The organism is Paenibacillus eucommiae, assembly GCF_017874215.1.
GTDB classification, from domain to species: Bacteria; Bacillota; Bacilli; order Paenibacillales; family NBRC-103111; genus Paenibacillus_AI; species Paenibacillus_AI eucommiae.
This window is the reverse complement of sequence record NZ_JAGGLB010000003.1, coordinates 562,186-585,515: the sequence shown is the minus strand read 5'-3', so window position 1 is coordinate 585,515 and position 23,330 is coordinate 562,186. Positions and strand designations below refer to the sequence as shown.

Here is a 23,330-nt window from a genome sequence, read left to right as displayed (position 1 = left end):
AAACAGAGTATGTTTATGCGCATAGCGAACCCCAACGAATGATTGTAAGGTAAGGGAATTTTAAATGTATATTCCAATTAATGGATAATACACACTTCATTCGAGAGAGTAATGCTTTTTTTGCCAAAATAAATGTAAAAATATTCAATTAATATAACATACTCCTAAATATCTGAACCGGATTTTTCCGTATCCATTATTTGTAAATCGATGTGAGCTTTAATGCATGCTTAATGTGTTTTTCATCGTTAAAAGTAGAAGGTCTGTTCACATCCTTACTTTAACGATGAAAATCATCGTTAAAATCTCTTTTATTCACCCAGAGTGGCCATTCGTCCTCTTTTAGCGATGAAAAACATCGTTAAGTGGCTGATTGACCCGGAAACCCTTGCTTTAATGATCAAAAACATCGTTAAGTGAAGCACACGCTCAGTAGGCGCTGCACACTTAAATGGGAATATGATGAGGGAGCCGTCTTTTTAAGGACGACTCCCCAGCTGCCTTTTAGGCAAAGTAAGTATTTGCGATATTTGCATAGCCAATATAGGCGACTACAGAAAGCACCAAAAGCAGAATGCCCGGAAAAACTTTGGATTTAAACAGCAAAAGAACTCCAAAACTAAATAGTGATCCTATTATGAGCATACTTATAAAAGTCAAAATACCCATTCTCTAACCTCCAGCCCTTGTTCCAGGGAAATGCCAATCTATAAATCATAATGTTATTTTAACAGATTAAGTTGATGTTCATACTTACAAGTTATTACGATTGTTTGAATGAAACGGGTCAAGTTTTTCAGAAGGGCGATAAACACTGTAACTCTATCTCCAGAAGAGAAGTGGGACCAGACAGTCAGTCCGCATGCTGGGGAGCTGCACGCGGTAAATGGCTTTTTGCAATGGCTGTCTGGTTTAGCTCCCTAGTTTTTTTCGCGGGCAACTAAATCGCTAACCATCTCTTCGGTCACATATGATCTTAGAGGGGAAATCCCATGCTTCGCATGCTCTATAATAGCTGCGGTTACCGCATTGATTGGAGCTACGGAGAAGGGCTGTCCGCTGCGGCATTGGGCCAGACAGGCATCGATGGCTTGCTCTCGCTGCTCATCAAGCTCCAAAAACCTCACGATGTGCAAGTGCTGGTTTGTTGAATGTTTTGTAATTGCTTCATGAACGTTCATTTCATATATCTCTCCTTTGGAACATTTTACTCTTCTAGTATACACGACAGAAGGGAAAAGCTACATACAATCATAGTTGAGCAGGGAAGTGTCATTTTTGAACCAACATGTATTGCCTATTGAGCCTATCATTCCTGAGTTGATGAAGGCTTTGGATACTAACACATCTGCTGTACTCATCGCTTCTCCCGGGGCAGGCAAGACAACAAGAGTTCCTCTGGCTCTACTTAAAGAGAAGTGGCTGGAGGGCCGCATAATCTTGCTGCTTGAGCCGCGGCGGTTAGCTGCCAGAGCTGCTGCCAAATACATGGCAGAGCAGCTTGGTGAACGAGTTGGAGAGACAGTGGGCTATAGAGTCAGAATGGACACGCGCGTTGGTCCAGGTACCCGAATTGAGGTTATAACCGAAGGCGTATTGGCGCGTCTGCTTCAAGCTGATCCTGCACTTGAGCATGTTGGTCTAGTAATATTCGATGAATTCCATGAACGCAGCTTACATGCCGACCTTGGACTTGCTCTTTGCCATCAAGCCCAGCATTTGCTGCGTGAAGATTTGCGCATATTAGTTATGTCCGCGACTATGGAGGCTCAGCCAATTGCGGCTTTATTAGGAAACGCAAGTGTATTGACAAGTGAAGGCCGTGCCTTTCCGGTTAAAACCCAATATCTCACTGTCAAATCACAGGAACGCATCGAAACTACAGTAGTCAAAACGATAGTGGAAGCTTTGGAGCATAACGAAGGAGATCTACTTGTATTCCTTCCAGGAGCCGGAGAGATCCGGCGGGTTGCGTCTGGATTGTCAGGAAATCTAATGGGTAGTCAAGCGGGCAGTCAGGTGATTATTGCCCAACTTCATGGCGGATTGTCACAAGGTGATCAGGATCAGGCATTAGCGGCAGCACCAGCAGGTAAACGGAAGGTCGTATTAGCTACTTCTATTGCAGAAACGAGTCTTACTGTAGAAGGTATACAAGTAGTGATAGACAGCGGTCTTATGCGGGTTCCCCGTTTCTCCCCGCGCACAGGGATGACTCGACTGGAGACGGTCCCTGTATCGCTGGCCTCGGCAGATCAACGAAGAGGCAGAGCAGGCAGGCTTGGACCAGGCGTCTGTTATCGGCTTTGGACAGAACAAGGGAACCGGCAGCTAATGCCTAGAGGTACGCCCGAAATTAAAGATGCAGATCTTGCTTCGTTGGTTCTTGAGCTTGCGGCTTGGGGAGTATGTGACCCAAGTGAACTATCTTGGTTGGATCCGCCACCCACAGGTGCGTATTTACAAGCTCAAGCGTTATTGATTCAGCTGGCAGCACTGAATCAAGACGGGACGATAACCAAACATGGCAAACAGATAGCCGAGATGGGTCTTCATCCACGGCTGGCACATATGATTCTTCAAGCAGTTCCGCTAGCGCTGGGAAACATGGCTTGCGAACTCGCAGCATTACTAAGTGAGCGAGATTTTCTCAGAGGTGGGGTTCCTGCCAGAAGTGTCGATTTACGTACTCGACTCGAATTGCTGCACACTTATGCAGCCAAAGGAGATCATTCAGCTCAACAGCTGGATATGGAGCATCAGGTAGACACAGCGCTATGCCGGCGTATACTAGTAGAAGCTGCTCAGTGGAAGAAAGAGCTTGGGATTTCCAGAGACACGCATCCTGATCATGCAGCTTGCGGCTTGCTGCTAGCCTTTGCTTATCCCGATAGAATTGCTCAACGGAGAACGACAGGTAAATTTCTGTTAAGCAATGGGCGGGGAGCTGTTATTACAGAGCTGCAGCCATTATCGAATACTCCGTACTTAGTTGCAGCGGATTTGGATGATTACGGCTTGGAAAGTCGCATGTATTTGGCAGCACCGGTTGAAGCAGCCGATCTGCAAAAATATTTGCAGGAAATTGTGCAAGAGGAGAGCCTTATTACATGGGACAGACAGATGCAATCTGTTAAAGCAAGGCAGCGACAGCGACTGGGGGCGCTTATCTTAAAGGAAATTCCGCATCCGGATCCAGATCCGCTGGACATCCTCCAGGCCTTGTTCGATGGGCTTCGTGAGGAAGGGCTTCAGCTCCTGCCTTGGACGCGGGCAGCAACCCAACTGCGAGAGCGGCTGCATTTCATGCATCAATTCAGTCCCGATTGGCCGGATGTAAGTGAAGTTTCGCTCATCGATACCCTAGCTGAATGGCTTGGGGACCACTTATATGGCTTAAAGAACCGTGGTGATTTACAAAAACTGAATCTATTTATGATTCTAGAGGGGATGCTTTCCTGGCAGCAGCGTCAGCAGTTGGAAACATACGCACCTACACACCTTACGGTCCCAAGCGGATCACGAATCCCTGTTGACTACAGCGATCCGGCTTCGCCTGCTTTATCAGTGCGCCTGCAGGAGATGTTCGGACTTGCTGACACACCAAGAATTGCAGGTGGAAAGGTCGCACTGACGCTGCGCTTGCTGTCACCTGCCCAGCGACCGGTCCAGGTAACACGTGACCTGTCCAGCTTTTGGCGTGATGCCTACTTCGAAGTGAAAAAGGATCTGAAAGGCCGCTATCCGAAGCACTACTGGCCCGATGATCCGCTTGCAGCTACGCCGACCCAGCGAGCTAAACCTCGCGTCTAGCAGCCCCAAAAAGATCTATGGGTTATATTCCATTTGTAGAAGGAGCTGATTGAATGGCTTTCGGTATATCCAGAGCGGAGATGCAAGCTTGGAAACATAAAGTAGCCAAGGGTGAGATCGCTTTTTTGACACATTTTTGGTATGATGCCCGCTTTCCTGCGCTGAACACAGTTACTAAGGTAGGCTGCTCCGACTTAAACCGCCTTCGGGAATGGTGTGAGCGCAATGGATTGGATCCACAGTATATTCATTTAAGAGCAGATTTCCCACATTTCGATCTGATTGGCAAATGGCAGAAGGAAGTGCTTCAGCGGGAGCAGCAGTGGGAGCAAATTGTCCGCTTTCGATTGTAAACAATGGGAGCGGGGACATGCTCAAGCTGTGATTACATCCAGAGTTGTTGTGTGAAGCTATCTTATGTTATATTTTTGGCATCAAGCTTGGAGAGGGTTTAGTCATGGACGCAGACATCTATGTGCTTGCAGGAATATGGACGGCACCCAATTTCTTGGAAAATTTATGTGTAGCTTTAACACAGCGTTTTGAGCTAATGGGTTTGCAGGCCCAAGCGAAGATGTTATTTCCATATGGAAACTGGCACATCAACAGATGGGGACAGCTGCGGGAAATCTCTTATGATATGCTGCCCCGAACTGGACGTAGGCAAAGCAGTATTGGAGGCAGGAGGGCAGCCGATGCCATCAAGGCCTCCTATAAGCAGGGGAATCTGATTATAATAGGCCATAGCGGCGGGGGGATCGCCGGGTTTCATGCGGCTAAATTGTTAATGGCTGAGGAGAGCATTCCAATGCCGCGGGTAGTTCAGATTGGATCACCTAGATTTCCTGTTCCCATGGAGTTTAAGGAATCCGTTACCTTTGTAACGGCTATTAACGAGCAGGGCAGGTGGAAAGATCCGATTAGTCGTATAGGAAGCTGGCGTACCGGTATTGGAAGAGCTGGAGTTTCAGGAGCCCGGGGCAGAGGTCCAAAGCTGCTGGCTCCTTTAGTCAAGGAAGTTTCGATCGTTGGCGGTCATGCGGATTACTTTCGCATGCATACGCCTTTTATTAACAATGGTCTTAGTAATATGGAGGTAACCCTTAATGCTTTCTGGCCATGGCTGCAAACGGATGATTACACTAGATAAAGATGCGAAAGAAGGTCATGAATATGAATTACACTATTTTGGATGCTAGAATGACATATAGCAAAGAGGACGGGTACGTAGGGCATGTCAGTTTTCAAATCGAAAACCATAAGCATGATTATGAGATTACACTGCATAGCAAATACGGAAGAGAATGGATGTATGCGCTGAACTTTTTGAACGAATCCGGCAGTGAAGAGGATATTCTTGCTGCGGAGGCAGAGATTGATGAGAATGACGAATGGTTTGATGCGTTTGTTGAAGCAGCCAAGAGCAAGCTTATCAAGGAGTAAACCAAATGCTTGACCGAATGGAGCCGAAAGATGAGTGAAATGATCAAGTCCAATCAGGAGCAAATACGCCTGCGTCTTCAGCAGCTGTTTCAGGACGCAAACAGGGAAGATACCCACCTGCTGTCCTTAATGGAACAATTACTTGCCGAAAATGAGCGGTTGAAGCAGGAAGTCATCAAGCTTCGATCAGCCTCACAGGCAAAATTGGGCAGCCAAATGTCGAGCAAGCTGCGTGATGCTTTAAGAGAGTAGCTTTAATGATACAATGTGATTTGTAAGCCGCCCGCATAACGTGATTATGATGGCGGTTTTTAAAATTAATTTGAGCGCATTTAATGAAGAAGCTGCAATAGCTGCCACCATCTATATTTCATTATTACTTTAAGGAGATCCCTTCTTTGAAACCTTTGAAGCTTAGTGTGCTTGATCTAGTGCCTATTCTGCAAGGAGTCGATGTTTCGTCAGCACTGAAGCAATCGGTCCGGCTTGCTCAAGCGGCAGAACAATTGGGATATCTCCGTTATTGGGTATCTGAGCATCATGATATGGAGCAGCTGGCATGTGCTGCGCCTGAGGTGCTGTTAGCGCATATAGGTGCCTATACCACGCATATTCGAATCGGCTCCGGTGCTGTGTTGTTACCGCATTATAAACCATTGAAGGTAGTGGAGTCCTTCCATTTGTTAGCTTCACTATACCCTGGCAGAGTTGATCTGGGAATTGGCCGGGCTCCGGGTGGTTCGGCGCATGCTGTTTTGGCCTTGAATGATAATTTCCTTGAACAAATTCGTCAGCTTCCGGAATCGCTGCAGGCCTTAAAGGAGCTGCTTACTCATGACTATAAGCTGGAGGAACAGCGGGTAATAGCCCGTCCTGTTCCACCTGCTGCACCTGAGCTATGGCTGCTGGGTACAAGTCGCAAAAGTGCGCAATATGCGGCTCAGCTTGGAGCGGGCTTTGTTTTTGGACAATTTATGAGCGACCAGGATGCAGCAGAGGCATTATCCATATATCGTCAGAGCTTTCAGTCATCAAGCCTGGGAAGCGTGGCCAAAACAATTGTTGCGGTAGGCGTCGTGTGTGCGGAAACCGAGACAGAGGCTCAGAATATCGCGGCCCAAGGAGGTTTATTGTTTCAAACTGAGGCTTCCAATAGTGATGATAAACAGTCGAGAGCTCAGCGTGTATGGATTGGTAACCCCCAGCAGATTAGAGAGCAACTGCTGCAGCTGCAGGATAGATACCAAATTGATGAGCTGATGATTTTGACCATGGCTTCTGATTATAATCAAAGAATACGATCTTATGAGCTATTGGCAAATGAGATGTTGGCATTGTAGAAAAACACATATTCCTGTATTATTAATTGTTAAAGCTTTTTTCAATTGGAGGCAAAACTGAAGTGCAACGATACCCCTTTGCTTATAATCCTTCCGAATCGTTCAACAAGCAGGTTAGCGATTGGATTGCAGATGTATTTTATGACTTATTGCCTGAAGCAGGCTTTGAGGTGCGAGATGAGCAAATTTATATGTCATTTCAACTAGAACGCGCTTTTGCTGATAAGCAGACTATTTTCGCTGAAGCCGGAGTAGGAACTGGTAAAACGTTAGTATATTTACTCCACGCGATTTGCCACGCTAGACATACTGGAAAGCCGGCTATTATTGCCTGTGCAGATGAATCATTAATCGAACAGCTTGTGAAGCCGGAAGGCGATATCGCCAAGCTGGCAAAGCATCTGGACTTACAGGTCGATGCAAGGCTTGGCAAGTCCATGGATAATTACCTTTGTCTCAACAAACTTGAAGATTCCCGGCATAAAGACCATGAAGCGAAGCTGTTTCAACAAATTCATAATGAGCTGCCTGATTTTGTCACTTCCAACACGGCGATGCAGTCTTTCTATCCCTACGGCGACCGGAAAAGCTATCCGCAGTTGGACGATGAACAGTGGGGGAAGATTGGCTGGGACTATTTTCAGGATTGTTTAATTTGTGAGCGGAGGCACCGCTGCGGTCAAACGTTATCGAGGGATCATTACCGGAAATCGACTGAGCTTATTATTTGCTCTCATGACTTTTATATGGAGCATGTCTGGACTTATGAGGCTCGTAAGCGTGAGGGGCAGCTGCCCTTGCTGCCGGAGCACTGCACGGTTATTTTCGACGAAGGGCACTTACTGGAACCAGCAGCGCAGAAGGCTTTAACCTATAAGCTGAAGCATGATGTGTTTGAGGAAATTCTTCTTCGTTTGCTAAAAGGTCAAGTTCGTGAAACCTTAGCGGTTGCGATTGAAGATGGCATAGAGCAAAGCTCCACGCTGTTTAACATGCTAAGACGTCTGAGTATGTCCGTACCCGGCTCGAATCGCAAGGAAATTTTGTATACGGATGAGCTTGTTTTTGAATTTAACCGTTTTCGGGATATTATTTCAACGATTGAGGAAGAGTTGATTTTTGAAGCAGCACTTTTCACGCTGGATCCTTACCAGTTACGTATCGTGGAAGAGCATCTGGAGATGATTCAGCTTGCGCTCCATCTGTACAAGCATTCCGATAATTTGATCTCTTGGGTTACAGATGATGATGATGGAATTACCTTGGTCATTATGCCCAAGCTAGTTAAGGAAGTGTTGGCAGAGCGGGTTTTCTCGCAAAAAATGCCGATCATTTTTACTTCAGCGACACTATCCATTGATGGTTCCTTTGATTATATGGCCGCAAGCTTGGGCATCAAACAATACTTGTCCTTTTCAGTGCCTTCGCCATTTGATTATAGCGAGCAGATGGAGGTTTATGCACCAAGAATGCAGGCGGCTGACTTGTTTACGGAGAAGCTCGAATACGCTGTACGTATGCTGAAGCAGACGGAAGGGCGGGCACTGCTGCTTTTCCCGGCAAAAGAAGAAATGAAAGCCTTCAAGCAGGCCATTTCTAACTACCCAGAGTGTGCTGGTATGCAGTTTGGTTTCGAAGGTGACCGTGAGATCAGTCATCTTATCACGGATTTCCAACAGAATGAGCACAGCGTCTTATGTGCGGTAACCTTATGGGAAGGACTTGATGTACCTGGCCCCTCGTTGTCGAGCGTGATCGTCTGGGCACTGCCCTTTCCACCAAATGATCCTGTGTATGCGGCAAGACGTAAGGATGCTGCCTCTCCATTTGAGGAAGTGGACATGCCTTATATGCTGCTTCGCCTTAGACAAGGCATTGGCCGTCTAATTCGTACCCGGGATGACCGTGGCATTATTGTCTTGTTAAGTGAACAGTTGCATCAGTCCGAGCTTGTAACGAATAAAGTGAAAGAAATATTACCGCCGGGTGTGAAGTGGCGCGAATAAATTCAAGAGCAGTCTAAAACTATTTATTAGTTTTGACTGCTCTTTTTTTTGATGTCTGGTGTTTACGGACATGAGAGCCGTTATTTGTGGCAAATCTCCCTATTTAGGGAAGCTTGCGGACATCAGATGCTCTATTTGAATGAAAAAGAGCCCTAAACCTCCCAGCTAAGGCGAATAAGGGATCTGATGTCTGTAGCGATCCCAAAAAGACCTAAAAAGTCATAAATAGCGCATCTGATGTCCGCAAGTTGATAGGGACTGCTCCGTAGTCCCTATCGCTACGATCCCTTCTCTCAGGAAGCTACCTCTGCTGGCAGCCCGTTTGGGTGAGCTTCACTTAACGATGTTTTTGATCGTTAAAACAAATGTTTCCAGGTCAGTCAGCACTTTAATGATGATTTTCATCGTTAAACGAGGCGGGAGGACCTCTCAGAGGGGATAATCGGAGTTTTAACGATGTTTTTCATTGTTAAAGTAAGGATGTGGAGGGGCACGATGCTTTTAACGATGAAAAACATCGCTAAAGTCCGCTAAAGTAGCAGATCCTTCCCAGTGTTGATTGTTGCGCGCGCTCTTCATCCCCAGCGCCTGCAGGCGCCAAGAAATCTCATTCAACCAAGTGAAAGATCCTTGCTGGCAGTCCGTTTGAGCTTGGTTTGGTGTTCGTGTGTTTCGTGCGATTGTAGCTAAAGAGAGGGAATGGCTATGGGCGGAAGAGCGGTAGCGTCCGCATTTAAAGATTTGTTCCTACCTCCTCATCGATACCATTCAAGGGAACAAATCTTTAACAGCGGCTGGAGCCCATAGCCATTCCCTCCCTCCGCACCAACGTCACTAACACGCTCATCAAAGCCATCAAAGGACGCCACAACGCATCTTTCTCAAAGAAATTGCATAAATCGGGAACTATTTTCGCTGTGAACTGTCTAATTTCTTGAGGTGATAAGGTTTGGAAGATCATTATTTGAAATATTTGGGGGAGAGTCAAGACAAAAATGTGATTTTCCATGATTTAATGGTGGAGTTTGGGGAGGATGTCTGGAACTTCGCTTTCTTCCTGACTAAGTGCCGGGATGCGGCCGATGATATATCGCAGGATGTTTTTCTGGCCGTCTACGAGAAGCTATTTTCCTTCAGGGGACATTGCACCGTAAAAAGCTGGCTGCTTACGATAACCCGGAATAAATCGTTGAATTATTTAAATAGTTCCTTTATCCGTAAAGTGCTGCTGTTGGAGCCTGCTTTTCGTCATGAATCCTCTTCCTCGGCAGAGGCTGTGATGTTCGATCGTATGGAAACCAGCCATATTTGGTCGGCAGTTATGGAGCTTCCAAGAAAATATAGAGAGGTCATTATTTTAAATGCTCATTTTCTGCTGAACACGAAAGAAATGGCCGAGTTGTTAACTCTGTCCGAAGGCACAGTTAAATCCAGGCTTCACCGTGCACGCAAGCGAATATCTGCCGCGCTGCAGCAAAATAAAGAAGGAGAGTGAGCCATTGTATGAATGAACATCAACCCGACTGGATGAGTCAGTTAAGTGCTTCCCCTTTTACAAAATCGCATTTTACGGATGAGCTGAAAAAGAAAATCCAACAAAAAGCAGCTAATTCTAAACCTTATCTCTTTAAACCATGGACAATCCCTAGACTCCTACTTTCAGTACTCGCTGGAGTCATGATCGTATACGCTGCTCTTTATGTTTCAGGCAATTGGCTGAAAATGGAGAACAGTGCCAAAACCCCAGGGGGACTTCTCTTTACGATTTTCCCCGACCCGGAGCTTGCAGCTGGAAAGCCGTATGGATACATGCTTCATTTCAATGCAGATTTTGAGCAATTTGCCGGAAAATCGCTATCCATTCGTGCAGTTCACCTCAAATCAGGAACGGTTGTAGATGCAATGCCTGAGCAGCTCATTACTGAACCAAGCCCTGGGTATGACTCTCTGGAACGTTTTACAGTAACCTTTGGCTTGCCGCTGAGTGGACTATGGCGTTATGAGGTGTTGTTGAACGGTTCTCTTTATGGGTCCATGGAGCTTGAGGTGAACGATTCCGTGTGGGAGGTTAGCCCGGTTTTTAGCTCCGGAATCTATAAAATGAGAGGAATTGAAAAGAAATTAGGCTTTATCGACTCTGGGTTCATTGCCGGCCAAAGCAATAAGTATATGTGGCATTTTTGGGGGGCAGACAAAGCTCTTTCAGGTAAATTAACGATAGCAGCAGTTCGTCAAGGGAGTGACCAGCTTGTGGAGGTATTTACAGCGGCAGAGCTGGGGGATAAGCTGAACGGAGCAGACCGGCATGTGGTTACGAGCATGATGCTGCCTACAAGCGGTAAATGGCGCCTGATGGCTTATATCGACGAGCAGCTCATAGACAGTATCATCGTTGAGGTAAAGCCCAAGGCTTAGTGAGTTTGATTGGAGCACCCCGTGAAAATCCTCATTTGGAGTTTAGTCCCTGCTTTTGGTATGATAGAGGTGAAGGCAATCAGGTTCGGAGGAGGATAAAAAATGAGCGACATACAATCAAGTCAACATAAAGTAGAATTGGCGACATTTGCGGGGGGCTGCTTTTGGTGTATGGTATCTCCCTTTGAGGAGCAGCCTGGCATCATCAAGGTTGTATCCGGTTATACCGGCGGCCATACGGAAAATCCAACGTACGAGGAGGTGTGCTCGGACACAACAGGTCATTTAGAAGCTGTTCAAATTACCTTTGATCCGGATGTATTCTCCTATGACAAGCTGGTTGAGTTGTTCTGGGGCCAGATTGATCCTACGGATCCAGGCGGGCAGTTTCATGATCGGGGAAGCTCATATCAAACTGCGATTTTCTATCACAGTGAAGAGCAGCGACAAACAGCGGAAGCATCCAAGCAAGCTCTGGAGAACAGCGGGCGTTTCAATGAGCCTATTGTGACACCGATCATTCCTGCTAGCGTATTCTATCCTGCAGAGGAGTACCATCAGGGCTATAATAAAAAGCATCCAATCCGCTACAGTCTTTATAGAAAAGGCTCGGGCAGGGATTCATTTATCGATCAGCACTGGGGATCAGGTAAAAATAAAGAACTGCTGCAAAAAAAGCTCACACCTATCCAGTACGAAGTCACGCAAAATAACGGAACAGAGCCGGCATTCCGCAATGAATTTTGGGATCATCATCAAGATGGCATATATGTGGATATCGTCTCAGGTGAGCCGTTATTCAGTTCATTAGAGAAATTTGATTCAGGCTGTGGCTGGCCAAGCTTTACGAAGCCTCTGGTTGAGGAGCAGGTCAAGGAAAAATCGGATTACAGCCATATGATGAGACGTATCGAGGTTCGCAGCAAAGAAGCCGATTCTCATCTTGGGCATGTGTTTAATGATGGTCCGGCTCCAACTGGACTGCGCTATTGCATCAATTCAGCTGCGCTGCGCTTCGTGCCCAAGGAGGATTTGGAGAAGGAAGGCTACGCACAATTTGCCAAACTGTTTGACTAAAAAGGTTACTTAAACAAGTAGCTTAAAGCTTAAAAAGGAACGGAAGAATGCTATGAAAATCGCTGTTTTTGATTCAGGAATCGGTGGAATTACGGTTTTGACTGAAGCGATCCGGCAGCTGCCACAGGAAGACTTTTTATATTTTGCAGATACGCTTCATGTTCCTTACGGTACTAAGCCAAAGCAAGAAGTGCAGGGCTATATCTACGATTCTATCAGCATGATCCTGCAAGAACCTATTAAGGCTATCATTATTGCCTGCAATACAGCCACGAGCATCGCGATATCCCAGCTTAGAGCCAATAGTGAGATTCCAATTATCGGTATGGAACCAGCCGTTAAACCAGCCGTTGAGATGAGCAGATCTATTGGCAAAAGAGTGCTCGTGCTGGCCACGCCACTTACGCTTCGGGAAGCTAAATATCATGAGCTTGTGCAGCGAGTAGACGATCTGAGCATCGTAGACTCGCTGCCTTTACCTGATCTGGTTGAGTTCTGTGAGGCGCTGCAATTCGATAGCGAAATCATTAAAACCTATTTTAATAAACAATTTGCCGCTTTCGATCTTTCGCAATACGGAACGCTCGTTCTCGGATGCACACATTTTCCATTTTATAAGCGGATTTTGTCGGAGATTCTTCCCGTTCATATCAAGCTGATTGATGGAAGTCAGGGGACGGTAAGGCGGCTGAAGGAAATGTTGGCGGCACAAGCTCCCCAGCATGAGGCCGGAAGCGGTGAAATTACTTTTATGTGTTCAGGCCATAACGAAAGCTATACGAAGAAGATGAGAGAAGCTTTCAAGCTGTACAATGAATCAATAAATACTAACTAAAGCAAGCGTGGCTAAAGCACAACATTAAGGAGGCGCGTTATGCTTACCCCATTACTTACATACTTGGTCATTATTAATTTGATCAGCTTTTTTATGATGGGATTCGATAAAGGCCAGGCCAAGCGGCGGAAGCAGAGAGTTCCAGAGAAGCGCTTGTTTATCTTTGCAGCATTGGGCGGGGCACTTGGCGGATGGACCGGAATGCGTGTGTGGCGTCATAAAACTAAGCACACTTCATTTGTGATTGGAATGCCTACGCTTCTTGTTGTAAATGCATTATGTGTGTATCTGATATGGGGACAGCTGCTTCAGCCCTAGGCGTGTGATCGGCTCTAAGAGGGAAGGATGAAGGGCAAGTTGCAAATTCTAAACGTCAATATTGAACAAGCAGGCTATGACAACCAGGCTGTAGTTCTGCATGACATTCGTTTTTCTCTGATGCAGGGTGAACTCGTTGGATTGCTGGGACCGAATGGTGCAGGCAAAAGCACGACTATAAAGGCGATTTTGGGTCTGCTGCGGGATTTTAAAGGAGAGATCAGCTTTACAGGTAAACGGCAAAATTATGCCTACATCCCGGAACAGCCTATTTTATATGACCAGCTTACCTTGTGGGAGCATCTGGAGCTTGCGGCTGCAGCTTATGAGATGGAGCGTCCTGTCTTTATTGAAAAAGCCGAGAAGCTTGTCGCCCGGTTTCGCCTGCAGGAAGTGAAACATCATTTACCTTCAAGCTTTTCCAAAGGAATGCAGCAGAAAATTATGCTAATCCTCGGCTTTCTTATTGAACCCGATCTCTATGTGGTAGATGAACCGTTTGTAGGGCTTGATCCAAGGGCTATTAAGGATTTTCTTGATCTGCTGGAGCAGGAAAGGAAGCGGGGAGCAGCGGTATTAATGTCCACACATGTGCTGGATACGGCGGAAAAAATTTGTGACCGTCATATTTTGCTGGATCGGGGAAGCATTGTGGCACAGGGATATTTGCCGGAAATCAGAGAACAATGCGGGCTGCCGAACGCCTCCTTATTCGAGTGTTTTCACTCGTTAACCTAGCTTTGCTTACGAAATCGGTTTTGCGAAAGCAAAACACTAGGAGAATCCGACATGTTTACCGTTAACCGGCTTTTTTACAAACGCTTGGTTTCTTACTACAAATTTCAATTTGCTAATTTTCGCTCCGTAGTGGATTGGACCGTGGCACTCTATTTGGTTATTCCCGGACTGTTGACCGCAGGGTACTTCTATATGACCTGGTGGCAAGCTGCTCCTCCTTGGATCGAGCATATCCCTTACTTCGTAATGGCTATCCTGCTTTTTATCCTTGCGACAAGAGGGACTGTGCGTTTGTTTGTTGAGGATGGAGATCAGCTTTTTTTGCTGCAGCGAGTACACTGGTTCAGTGCTTTACTGAAACGTGGCCTTATGTATACACTAATCGTTCATTGTGCTGCCAGCGCGGTGTTTGTCATGCTGCTTGCGCCGCTGCTGCTCCTGCAATATGAATTATCTTCCTTCGAGCTTGTCATATTGTTTGTATTCATTTGCTGCTTTCGTGTAAGTGCTGCTCTGCTTGGTAATTTATTGTCTGTACGCTTTAATGGATGGCGGTACGGATTGTTGATTACCTTCGTTCAGTTGTTCATGGCCGTACTATTTGTTTTCCTAGTTCTTACATGTACAAAGCAGCCACTGCTGCTTACGGTTACTTGTATGGGCCTTGCTTTACTAACTGGGTGGATGATCAGGCGGCGTCTGAGGGTCAAAGGGGCTTTTTATCATGATGTGGACCACGAGCAGAAGCAGAAGATGAAATTTGCGGCGTTATTGTTAAGTACTGTTATTGAAAAAAGGCCGCGGCAGCGCCGCAGAAAACCGCTTCTTTTCAGCAACTCCAATTTGATTTTTCGTAAACGCACTCCAGCAAGTGGTCTTGCCGAAATGTTTGTGAAATCATTTTTTCGCAGCTGGACCCAAATACGGCTTTATTTGCAATTCGTCCTAATCGCTGCAGGGGCTCTGTCATTTCATTTCATGCCTGGCCTGATCAAGGGAGCTCTATGGCTCGCATTTGGTTTTCTGCTAGTCTACTGGATGAAAACATATGGCAAAGAGATGCTGTCCTCCGAATTTGTGCAATTGTTTGCCTGGAAGAAAGAGGACAGCAGGTCTGCATTAGTCAAAGCTGTTTTTATCATGGCCTTGCCTGGTTTCCTGATCATAAGTGCTGCATTCGGTATCAGTATTTCTTCCTGGTCAGGACTTATTGTGATGATTCCGGCAGGCGGACTTGTTATTTATGCCATATCCAAGCTGTTAACTCCTTGGTAAAATGATTGTTTATATGCTCTTGCGATATACAAGCGGTGATACGCCCACAAATTTCTTAAACAATCGGGAAAAGTAAAATACGTCCTTATAGCCGAGCAGATTAGCAATTTCTTTCACGGAGCTGTCTGTATTTAAGAGAATATTTTTACTTTCTGCTATTTTCAGACGGTGCATGTATTCATTTAAAGGATAGCCTGTGTATTCGCTCACAATCCGCCGAAGTGTGGAGAGGGAGATGTGATGCCGTTTGGCAATGCAATCTGCGGAGAACGCCTGATAGAGAGAATCGGAAAGATCGTCCATCAAGCTGGCGATTTGTCCGGTTTTGTTACTCTCCGGAAGAACTTGTGCTTTAAGCATAAATTCGTAAAGCAGAGACTCGAGCAGCAATGCGGCACGGTCCAGGTTCGCAGGCACTCCGCTATCCATCAGCATGAAAATCCGCTCTATTTTACTCTGTTGGGAATCATCCGTGCCTACCTGCTTAACCGTATCAGGCTGAATTAACCATGTATTAATCCATTCGGTAATGCGCTCTCCCTCGAGCGTAAAGTAATACTCATCCCAATAGCCATTTTCATCTGGCCCATAATCGTAGGTGGCATCCGGCCGAAACAGAAATAAAGTGCCCTTCTCCACGACTTGTATATCTCCACCATTTACCTGCCAGCTTCCTCTGCCACCAGCAATATAGACGACCGCCCATTTCCCGAAGGTTGCATCTTTTCTAAATAACGTTCTTCCCGGAAGATGGCCGACATTTAATATCGTTAATGATTTCAGGTTTAATTTGCTTTTATCTGATTTCAGATCAATCAAGCGCATCGGTTGTGGGCTGATCATATAATCCATGAAACTTGCCATTGTGTGCATTCCCTCCTCAGGGACAGCGTGATAATCTTGCAGTATGTGTCTAGAACTTTGTTCTCTCTCTGAGCTCTCCTTCCTATTATAACGATAGTAAAGAGAGGTAGCTATACCTGCTGCTATGTCTATTAATAATAGAACAGAATTCATGAGTCGGGACATACTCGTATGACTTGCCAGGAACACATAACAGGGATACATATCAGGAGTACATTCCAAGGAGGATTTCAATCATGACCACACCATTACGAATTGCCGTAATCGGCGCCGGATCGATTTCAGCTATTCATTTACAAGCTTATGCAGACAATTCACAAGTGCAGCTCGTAGCGATTTGCGATAAGAATGAAGCACGTGCCAAGGAAAAAGCCGAGAAGTTTGGTGCCGCCAAAATATTTACGGATTACAAGCAATTACTCGCAGATCCGGACATTGATGCAGTAAGCATCTGTACTTGGAACAATTCGCATGCGGAAATTAGTATTGCCGCGCTGGACGCAGGAAAGCATGTGCTTTGTGAAAAGCCGCTCTGCAAAACAGTGGCAGAGGCCAAGCTGGTGGAAGAGGCGGTACACCGCTCTGGTAAAGTACTCCAGGTAGGATTCGTCAGACGTTATGCCGACAACACGCAAATTCTTCGCAAGTTTATTGAAGCTGGTGATCTTGGTGAGATTTATTATGCCAAAGCTTCATGTCTGCGGCGCTTAGGCAATCCCGGTGGCTGGTTCTCAGATATCGAGAAATCAGGCGGCGGACCGCTTATTGATCTGGGCGTTCATGTCATTGATATTTGCTGGTACTTGATGGGCAAGCCCAAAGTGAAATCGGTTAGCGGGAACACGTATCGTAAGCTGGGAAATCGGGCTAATGTCCAGAACTTATCTTTTTATCAAGCAGCAGACTATAATCCTGATGTCAATGATGTAGAGGATTTGGCCAATGCCCTGATCCGCTTTGAGAACGGTGCCTCCCTAATGGTAGACGTCAGCTTTACGCTGCATGCTTTGAAGGATGAAATCGGAGTGAAAATATACGGTGACAAGGGCGGAGCCGAGATTGAGCCTGAGCTGAAAATCACCACCGAAAAATACGATACGATACTGAACATGACGCCACAGGTGGATCAGCTCAGCTTTGATTTCGTCAAAGGCTTTGCCAATGAAATCGGGCATTTCGTGAACAGCTGTCAAGGCAAAGCCGATACGCTGAGTCCAGTTGAAGACGGCGTGGAAATGATGAAGATTCTTTGCGGTATTTACGAGTCAGCGGAAAAAGGCGTAGAAATCCAGTTTTAGTAAAGAAGGAGTTTGCTCATATGAAATTAACGAACAAGATCGGGGTCATGGTTGAAAGCTTTGGCCTCGGAGTAAGGGAAGGCTTGAAAAAAGCCAAAGACGTTGGTGCTGACGGTGTGCAGATATACGCGACTAGTGGAGAAATGGATCCTGCTAACTTATCGCCACAAGCCCGTAAAGAGCTGAAAAACTATATCGCATCGCTTGGCCTGGAAATCTCGGCGCTTTGCGGTGATCTTGGCGGCCATGGATTTCAGGATATCACAGCCAACCCGGCGAAGGTGGATAAATCCAAACGCATCCTGGATCTAGCTATGGATCTGGGAACGAATATTGTGACTACACATATAGGTATCGTTCCTGACGATCGGCAGTCGGGCATTTACAGTGCGATGCAGTCTGCCTGTGAAGAGCTCAGCCAATATGCGCATAGTATGAACGCCTTCTTTGCGATCGAGACAGGTCCAGAAACGGCAGCTACGCTGAAGGCGTTCCTGGATTCCCTAACGACCAATGGTGTATCTGTCAATTTCGATCCTGCCAACATGGTGATGGTGACTGGCGATGATCCGGTGCAGGGCGTCCGCCTGCTGCATAACTATATCGTCCATACGCATGTCAAAGATGGAATCCGCCTGCGGGAGATGGACCCCAAGGATGTGTACGGCTTCCTGGGCCATGCACCAATGAGCCATGAGGATATCGCTGCGCAAGCTTCCAGCGGCCCTTCCTTCAGAGAATTGCCTTTGGGAGAAGGAAAAGTGGATTTCAAAGCTTATTTTGCAGCGCTGCAGGACATTGGTTATAACGGATACTTAACGATTGAGCGGGAAGTAAGCGATCAGCCGGAGCAAGACATCCGCAAAGCGGTTGAATTCATTCAAGCTTTCAAATAAATTTAATAATGCTTACCCTTAAGACATACAAATGGTATAGATTTGTATGTCTTTTGCATGATTATGATTTGCAGCTTGAAGCTGATAGGAAGTGATTCTCATAAAAAAACAACAACTGCTGAAGGATTATCTTAAATCTCATTGGCTTTTTTATATTTTAGCTGTTTTTTCTATGATGCTCGCGAATATTATTCAATCCCTATATCCGAAGGTATTAGGTGATTTTACGGATCTGGTGCATAAAAACAAAATTACAGAAGCAGCGATTATCGATTACAGCTTATTGCTTTTAGTGATAGGCATCAGCTGTGGCATATTTTTCGGAGTGGGGCAGTATGTCGTGATGCGTTTAGGCCGCATTTTTGAATTTATTACCCGGGGCAAATTGTTTAACCATTTTATTAAACTCAGTGAAAGCTATTATTCAAAGCACGGTGTGGGGGAACTGCTCAGTTATGTGATGAATGATGTGACCGCAGTTAGAGAATCTATTTCTCAAGGAATTAATCAAACAACGAATGCTGTTATTATTACTGCGTCCGCTATCGTCATGATGGTTATCAGCTCGATTCCGCTCTATCTGATCGTTGTTTGTGTGCTGCCCTTACTTATAATTCCCTGGTTGGTTGTCTGGTTTGGACCGGCCATAAGGAGCAGATCCAAGCAGGTGCAGGAGTCATTGGCCCGAATGACAGAAGCGGCGGAGGAACAATTCGGCGGAATCAGGGTTACTAAGAAATTTGCTGTAGAAGGGATGATGAAGGGAAGGTTCGGAGAAAAGGTGGATCATATTCGCGACAATCAGCTTAGCCTGGTCCGGATCTCTTCGCTTTTTCAAGCGATTTTACCATTTTTGGGTTCGCTTTCACTCATTATTGCCATCATCTTTGGAGGGTATTTAACGATAAAGCATGAAATAACACTTGGAAATTTTGTTTCACTTACCTTGTATTTACGAATGATGGTTAACCCGCTGCAGCAAATTGGCAATGTTATCAATACGATGCAGCGCTCACAAGCTTCACTGGATCGAATTAATCAATTACTGGCAATAGAGCCTGATATTAAAGAGATAGCATCTGCACGAACCATTCAAAAAGAATCCAACGGAATTCGGATGAAGGCATTGACGTTCTCATATCCAGATGCTTCTAGGAAGGCATTGGAGGATATTCATATCCATCTGCCCGCAGGACAAACATTAGGAATTGTAGGAAAAACGGGAAGTGGTAAAACAACGTTAGTCAAGCTGCTGCTGCGTATATATGACCCGCCCAAAGGGACGGTTTTTATCGGAGATACAGATGTTCGCCAAGCTACGCTGGAGAGCTTGCGCAATCAGATCGCTTATGTGCCGCAGGACGGGTTCTTGTTTAGTACGACGATACGCGACAATATCGCGTTTTCTAACCGGGACGAAGCGATGGATGTTATTGAAATGGCTGCCCAACAAGCTAAGATCGATGAGAGCATTCAGACCTTTGCAGAACAATATGAGACCAAGCTAGGAGAGCGGGGCGTCACCTTATCGGGTGGACAAAGGCAACGAACAAGTCTGGCCAGAGGGTTTATCAAAAATGCGCCGATTCTTATTCTAGATGACAGCGTTAGTGCAGTCGATGCCGAAACAGAGACACAAATTATTGAAAACGTGCGTCTTACGAGGAAGGGCAAGACAACGATTATTATTGCTCACCGTATTAGTGCCATTCAACATGCTGATCAGATTATCGTTCTGGATGAAGGCAGGATCGTCCAACAAGGAACCCACCGCCAACTGTTGAAGGAAGAAGGCGTGTATGCCGCTCTGTATGCCATCCAAGAGGGAGGGACCCGATATGCAGATGCAGAAGGCAAGTAAAAGTGTTAAGCCTGAGGAGGAAGTTAACAGCAGCAATACCGTTAGCAAAGCAAACCGGCGAGCTGCTTTCAAAGCGATCCTTGCTTATACGAAACCTTTCCGCTTTACGTTTTTGGCTGTTTTTTTCTGTACCCTGCTGGCGATATCAGCCGATTTACTTCAGCCCTATTTAATGAAAATTATCATTGATGATAACTTGCTCGCAGGGAAAAATGATTTTCGGGCGCTGGTCATTGTGGGTGCTATTTATGTAGGCTTGTCAATTATCGGGCTTACTTTCAGCTATTTTCAGAGCAATTTACTGCAATATGCGGCGCAGAGCATAGTCGGACGTATTCGCAAGGAGCTGTTCGACCATATTACCAAGCTGTCGATGTCCTTTTTTGATCGCTTCTCCAGCGGCAGTCTCGTTACCCATGTATCAAGTGATACAGAAGCTTTAAATCAATTTTTTACACAGGTTTTCCTCAGTCTTGTCCGGGATGGCATGACGCTGCTGTTTATTACTATATTGATGTTTCACTTAGACCCGGTATTGGCTGGTTACAGTATGATCCTGTTGCCGATTATCGCCGCAATTGCTATAGGATTTCGCAGCTATATGCGCAAAACGTATCAAATGGCCAGAGCCCAGCTATCGCGACTGATTGGCTTTGTGGCTGAGAATCTGGCGGGCATGAATCTGATCCAGGCCTTTCATCAGGAGAAGGAGCAGGAAAGCTATTTTAGCGAACGCAATCATAAATATTTGAAGGCTAATTTACGGGAGATCCGGACGAATGTGCTGTTCAACCGGTCATTTGATATTTTGGGCAACCTGTCCATCGCTTTTATTACTTGGCTAGGGGGGATGGCCGTATTTCATAAGCAAATGGAATTCGGTGTATTATACGCATTTATTACGTACATTCGTCAATTCTTTCAACCGATCAACTCCATTACACAGCAATGGAATACTTTGCAATCTGCCATGGTCTCCATGGAACGCCTTTGGCGGGTATTTTCAGTGAAGCCCATAGTTCAAGAGGCGGAATCTCCACGAAATATCGATCTGTCGAAGGTAAAAGGGGAGATCGAATATGACCATATCCGCTTCGGCTATCAGGAGGACCGCCCGATTATTTCCAATCTGGATTTGCATATCGGAGCAGGGCAAATGATCGGTATCGTGGGAACGACGGGTGCGGGTAAGAGCTCGCTGATGAGCTTGCTGTGCCGGATGTATGATGTGCAGGAGGGCAGCATTAAGATTGATGGAACGGATATTCGTGAAATATCCCATGCATCCCTGCAGCGGATGATTGGACTAGTGCAGCAAGAGCCTTTCCTGTATTCAGGGAGTCTGATAGACAATGTAAGACTGTTCGATGAAAGCATCTCCCGTGAAGAGGTTATAGAAGCGTGCCAGTTTGTCGGGGCAGAGATGCTTGTTGAGCGCATGCAGAACGGTTATGATACACATTTGTCGGAGCGGGGAAGCGGCCTCTCTGCCGGAGAGCGGCAGTTGATATCCTTTGCGAGAATTGTTGTGTTCAAGCCGAAAATTCTGATTCTGGATGAAGCAACCGCCAACCTGGACTCGCAGACGGAACAATGGGTGCAGGATGCTTTGCAGGTCGTTTCAGAAGGAAGAACAACACTTGTGATAGCCCACCGCTTGTCAACGATTATGCAGGCTGACCGCATTATTGTTATGAGTCAAGGGCGCATTATTGAACAAGGGACACATGCTCAGCTAATCAAAAAGCGGGGGCTCTACGAACGCTTGTATTCACACTCCATGGGTAAACTAAAAGCTGATTCCTCCGTAAGTTAGGGGGAACGGCTTTTTCGTGCGGCAGGGATTTAATCAGGAAAATAACTTTGCAGTTCGACCATCACTTTATTGGATGAGAAAAATGAAGATATGGCAAATGAGCAAGCGCCTAGAACAGCTGCTTTGCTGCCTAGCTCTGAGAATTGAACATGCAGCTGCTGAAGCGGGTACGGGTGTGAACGCTTAGTAATCTCTGCCTGCATAGGCGTCATTAGCCATTGCTGGGCTAAAGCAATTCGTCCTCCTATGACAATCATTTCCGGATTATATGTGTTGATAATCATCACGATTCCAATGCCGAGGAAACGGCCTAATTGTGTGAATAACGCTTTGGCCTCCAAGCTGCCCTCACCGGCGAGCTTAAGCAGCTGCTCAAGGGTGATTTTCGGATCAGAGAATTCGAGCCGTCCTGCTTCCAAAAGCGCATTTTCCGAGGCATAGAGCTCCCAGCATCCATAGTTTCCACACACACAAGTTTTGCCGTCATATTGGATAGATGCATGCCCGACTTCCCCAGAGAAGCCTGAGGATCCGCGGAATAGTTCACCTTTAAGAATAATTCCCGTTCCGATCCCCATGCCAATACTTAAATAAACCAGTTGAGCGGCAGATTTGCCTATTCCGAACTGTTTCTCACCGACAGCACCAGCATTGGCTTCATTATCGATAACGACGGGAAGATTAAATTCATTTTCTATTAGGTTCCTGAGCGGGACATGCTGCCAGCCCAGATTAGGTGCAAAAAGCACATTTCCTTGCTCGTCACTAATGCCTGGAACTCCAATTCCAATGCCAACAATACCATAAGTGCTTTGGGGTGCCCGTGCAATCATCACCCGGATTGATGCTTGGATAAGCTCGATCACCTGCTCCAGTGAGGAATTCTGATGCTCAAGCTTATATTCATCTATGAGCGTGCCGCTTAAGTCGGTTAAAGCAGCAAGGATATAATTGACACCAAGATCAATACCTATCGCATATCCGGCTGCAGCGTGAAAATGCAGCATCATGGGCTTGCGTCCGCCACTGGACATCCCGGCACCAATTTCGTGGGCCAGATTGCTGGTGATCAGCTCATTTACCAGACTGGACACAGTAGCTTTCGTCAGCCCTGTCAGCTCTGCTATGCGGGCGCGTGAAATAGGAGAGTGGCGGCGCAGATAATCCAGCACAATGGACTTGTTAATTTTTTTGATTAAGTTTAAATCTCCCGTTTGCTTCATTGGGGCCTCCAGTTTTATTACGTTGTTGCCATTTTTAGATGATTATAAATAGTTTAGCATGAAGAAACATGTTGTGCACCAGCTAAGTTAGTTTAATGAATTTACAAACTTT

At 46.0% G+C, this 23,330-nt stretch carries 22 protein-coding genes; 18 read left to right on the top strand and 4 right to left on the bottom strand.

What is annotated here, in order from left to right:
- Positions 1-504: 504 nt before the first annotated feature.
- Together J2Z66_RS08070 and J2Z66_RS08065 are read right to left on the bottom strand one after the other, a co-directional pair.
- Positions 505-669 (bottom strand): hypothetical protein, encoded by a 165-nt coding sequence (locus J2Z66_RS08070; RefSeq protein ID WP_209970832.1) that lies wholly within the window; start codon positions 667-669, stop codon positions 505-507.
- A 251-nt stretch (positions 670-920) separates the two neighbouring features.
- Positions 921-1,181 (bottom strand): DUF2533 family protein, encoded by a 261-nt coding sequence (locus J2Z66_RS08065; RefSeq protein ID WP_209970831.1) that lies wholly within the window; start codon positions 1,179-1,181, stop codon positions 921-923.
- A gap of 97 nt (positions 1,182-1,278) precedes the next feature.
- On the opposite strand from J2Z66_RS08065, the gene hrpB reads away from it, so the two are divergent.
- From hrpB to J2Z66_RS07995, 14 genes are all read left to right on the top strand, one after another.
- Positions 1,279-3,813, top strand: a complete 2,535-nt coding sequence (gene hrpB / locus J2Z66_RS08060; RefSeq protein WP_209970830.1) for an ATP-dependent helicase HrpB — start codon at positions 1,279-1,281, stop codon at positions 3,811-3,813.
- Positions 3,814-3,866: 53 nt separating this feature from the next.
- Complete coding sequence (locus J2Z66_RS08055; RefSeq protein ID WP_209970829.1) at positions 3,867-4,166, top strand: hypothetical protein; 300 nt, start codon at positions 3,867-3,869, stop codon at positions 4,164-4,166.
- A gap of 104 nt (positions 4,167-4,270) precedes the next feature.
- Positions 4,271-4,963 carry a hypothetical protein gene (locus J2Z66_RS08050; protein ID WP_209970828.1) on the top strand — a complete coding sequence of 231 codons (693 nt, stop codon included), beginning with the start codon at positions 4,271-4,273 and terminating at the stop codon, positions 4,961-4,963.
- Positions 4,964-4,986: 23 nt separating this feature from the next.
- The gene (locus tag J2Z66_RS08045; RefSeq protein WP_209970827.1) at positions 4,987-5,256 is read left to right on the top strand and encodes a hypothetical protein; all 270 of its coding nucleotides are present in this window, start codon (positions 4,987-4,989) and stop codon (positions 5,254-5,256) included.
- A gap of 30 nt (positions 5,257-5,286) precedes the next feature.
- Positions 5,287-5,508, top strand: coding sequence for a hypothetical protein (locus J2Z66_RS08040; RefSeq protein WP_209970826.1), 222 nt, complete (start codon positions 5,287-5,289; stop codon positions 5,506-5,508).
- Positions 5,509-5,663: 155 nt separating this feature from the next.
- A complete protein-coding gene (locus J2Z66_RS08035; RefSeq protein ID WP_376774368.1) occupies positions 5,664-6,596 on the top strand; it encodes an LLM class flavin-dependent oxidoreductase in 933 nt (310 codons plus the stop codon).
- Positions 6,597-6,658: 62 nt separating this feature from the next.
- Complete coding sequence (locus tag J2Z66_RS08030) at positions 6,659-8,602, top strand: ATP-dependent DNA helicase (protein WP_209970824.1); 1,944 nt, start codon at positions 6,659-6,661, stop codon at positions 8,600-8,602.
- 949 nt (positions 8,603-9,551) lie between these two features.
- On the top strand, positions 9,552-10,097 hold the full coding sequence (locus J2Z66_RS08025; protein ID WP_312894447.1) for an RNA polymerase sigma factor: 546 nt from the start codon (positions 9,552-9,554) through the stop codon (positions 10,095-10,097).
- 8 nt (positions 10,098-10,105) lie between these two features.
- On the top strand, positions 10,106-11,017 hold the full coding sequence (locus J2Z66_RS08020) for a DUF4871 domain-containing protein (protein WP_209970823.1): 912 nt from the start codon (positions 10,106-10,108) through the stop codon (positions 11,015-11,017).
- A gap of 102 nt (positions 11,018-11,119) precedes the next feature.
- Entirely contained in the window at positions 11,120-12,094 is a 975-nt protein-coding gene (gene msrB / locus J2Z66_RS08015) for a peptide-methionine (R)-S-oxide reductase MsrB (protein WP_209970822.1), read from the top strand.
- Positions 12,095-12,146: 52 nt separating this feature from the next.
- Positions 12,147-12,929 (top strand): glutamate racemase, encoded by a 783-nt coding sequence (gene murI / locus J2Z66_RS08010; protein ID WP_209970821.1) that lies wholly within the window; start codon positions 12,147-12,149, stop codon positions 12,927-12,929.
- A 39-nt stretch (positions 12,930-12,968) separates the two neighbouring features.
- Complete coding sequence (locus tag J2Z66_RS08005; protein ID WP_209970820.1) at positions 12,969-13,247, top strand: DUF1294 domain-containing protein; 279 nt, start codon at positions 12,969-12,971, stop codon at positions 13,245-13,247.
- 27 nt (positions 13,248-13,274) lie between these two features.
- On the top strand, positions 13,275-13,985 hold the full coding sequence (locus J2Z66_RS08000) for an ABC transporter ATP-binding protein (RefSeq protein WP_209970819.1): 711 nt from the start codon (positions 13,275-13,277) through the stop codon (positions 13,983-13,985).
- 51 nt (positions 13,986-14,036) lie between these two features.
- Entirely contained in the window at positions 14,037-15,260 is a 1,224-nt protein-coding gene (locus tag J2Z66_RS07995; protein WP_209970818.1) for an ABC transporter permease, read from the top strand.
- 9 nt (positions 15,261-15,269) lie between these two features.
- Here J2Z66_RS07995 and J2Z66_RS07990 read toward each other — a convergent pair whose 3' ends face one another.
- Positions 15,270-16,124 (bottom strand): helix-turn-helix domain-containing protein, encoded by an 855-nt coding sequence (locus J2Z66_RS07990; RefSeq protein WP_209970817.1) that lies wholly within the window; start codon positions 16,122-16,124, stop codon positions 15,270-15,272.
- 236 nt (positions 16,125-16,360) lie between these two features.
- Here J2Z66_RS07990 and J2Z66_RS07985 point away from each other — a divergent pair, with 236 nt between their 5' ends.
- The 4 genes from J2Z66_RS07985 to J2Z66_RS07970 all read left to right on the top strand — a co-directional run bounded on the left by J2Z66_RS07985 (position 16,361) and on the right by J2Z66_RS07970 (position 21,995).
- Positions 16,361-17,422, top strand: coding sequence for a Gfo/Idh/MocA family protein (locus J2Z66_RS07985; protein ID WP_209970816.1), 1,062 nt, complete (start codon positions 16,361-16,363; stop codon positions 17,420-17,422).
- 20 nt (positions 17,423-17,442) lie between these two features.
- Complete coding sequence (locus tag J2Z66_RS07980) at positions 17,443-18,318, top strand: sugar phosphate isomerase/epimerase family protein (RefSeq protein ID WP_209970815.1); 876 nt, start codon at positions 17,443-17,445, stop codon at positions 18,316-18,318.
- A gap of 100 nt (positions 18,319-18,418) precedes the next feature.
- The gene (locus J2Z66_RS07975; RefSeq protein ID WP_209970882.1) at positions 18,419-20,179 is read left to right on the top strand and encodes an ABC transporter ATP-binding protein; all 1,761 of its coding nucleotides are present in this window, start codon (positions 18,419-18,421) and stop codon (positions 20,177-20,179) included.
- On the top strand, positions 20,163-21,995 hold the full coding sequence (locus J2Z66_RS07970; RefSeq protein WP_245375389.1) for an ABC transporter ATP-binding protein: 1,833 nt from the start codon (positions 20,163-20,165) through the stop codon (positions 21,993-21,995). The genes J2Z66_RS07975 and J2Z66_RS07970 overlap by 17 nt, the downstream gene beginning before the upstream one ends.
- A 29-nt stretch (positions 21,996-22,024) precedes the next feature.
- On the opposite strand, the gene J2Z66_RS07965 is transcribed toward J2Z66_RS07970, so the two are convergent.
- Positions 22,025-23,218 carry an ROK family transcriptional regulator gene (locus tag J2Z66_RS07965; RefSeq protein ID WP_209970814.1) on the bottom strand — a complete coding sequence of 398 codons (1,194 nt, stop codon included), beginning with the start codon at positions 23,216-23,218 and terminating at the stop codon, positions 22,025-22,027.
- Between the last annotated feature and the right edge of the window lie 112 nt (positions 23,219-23,330).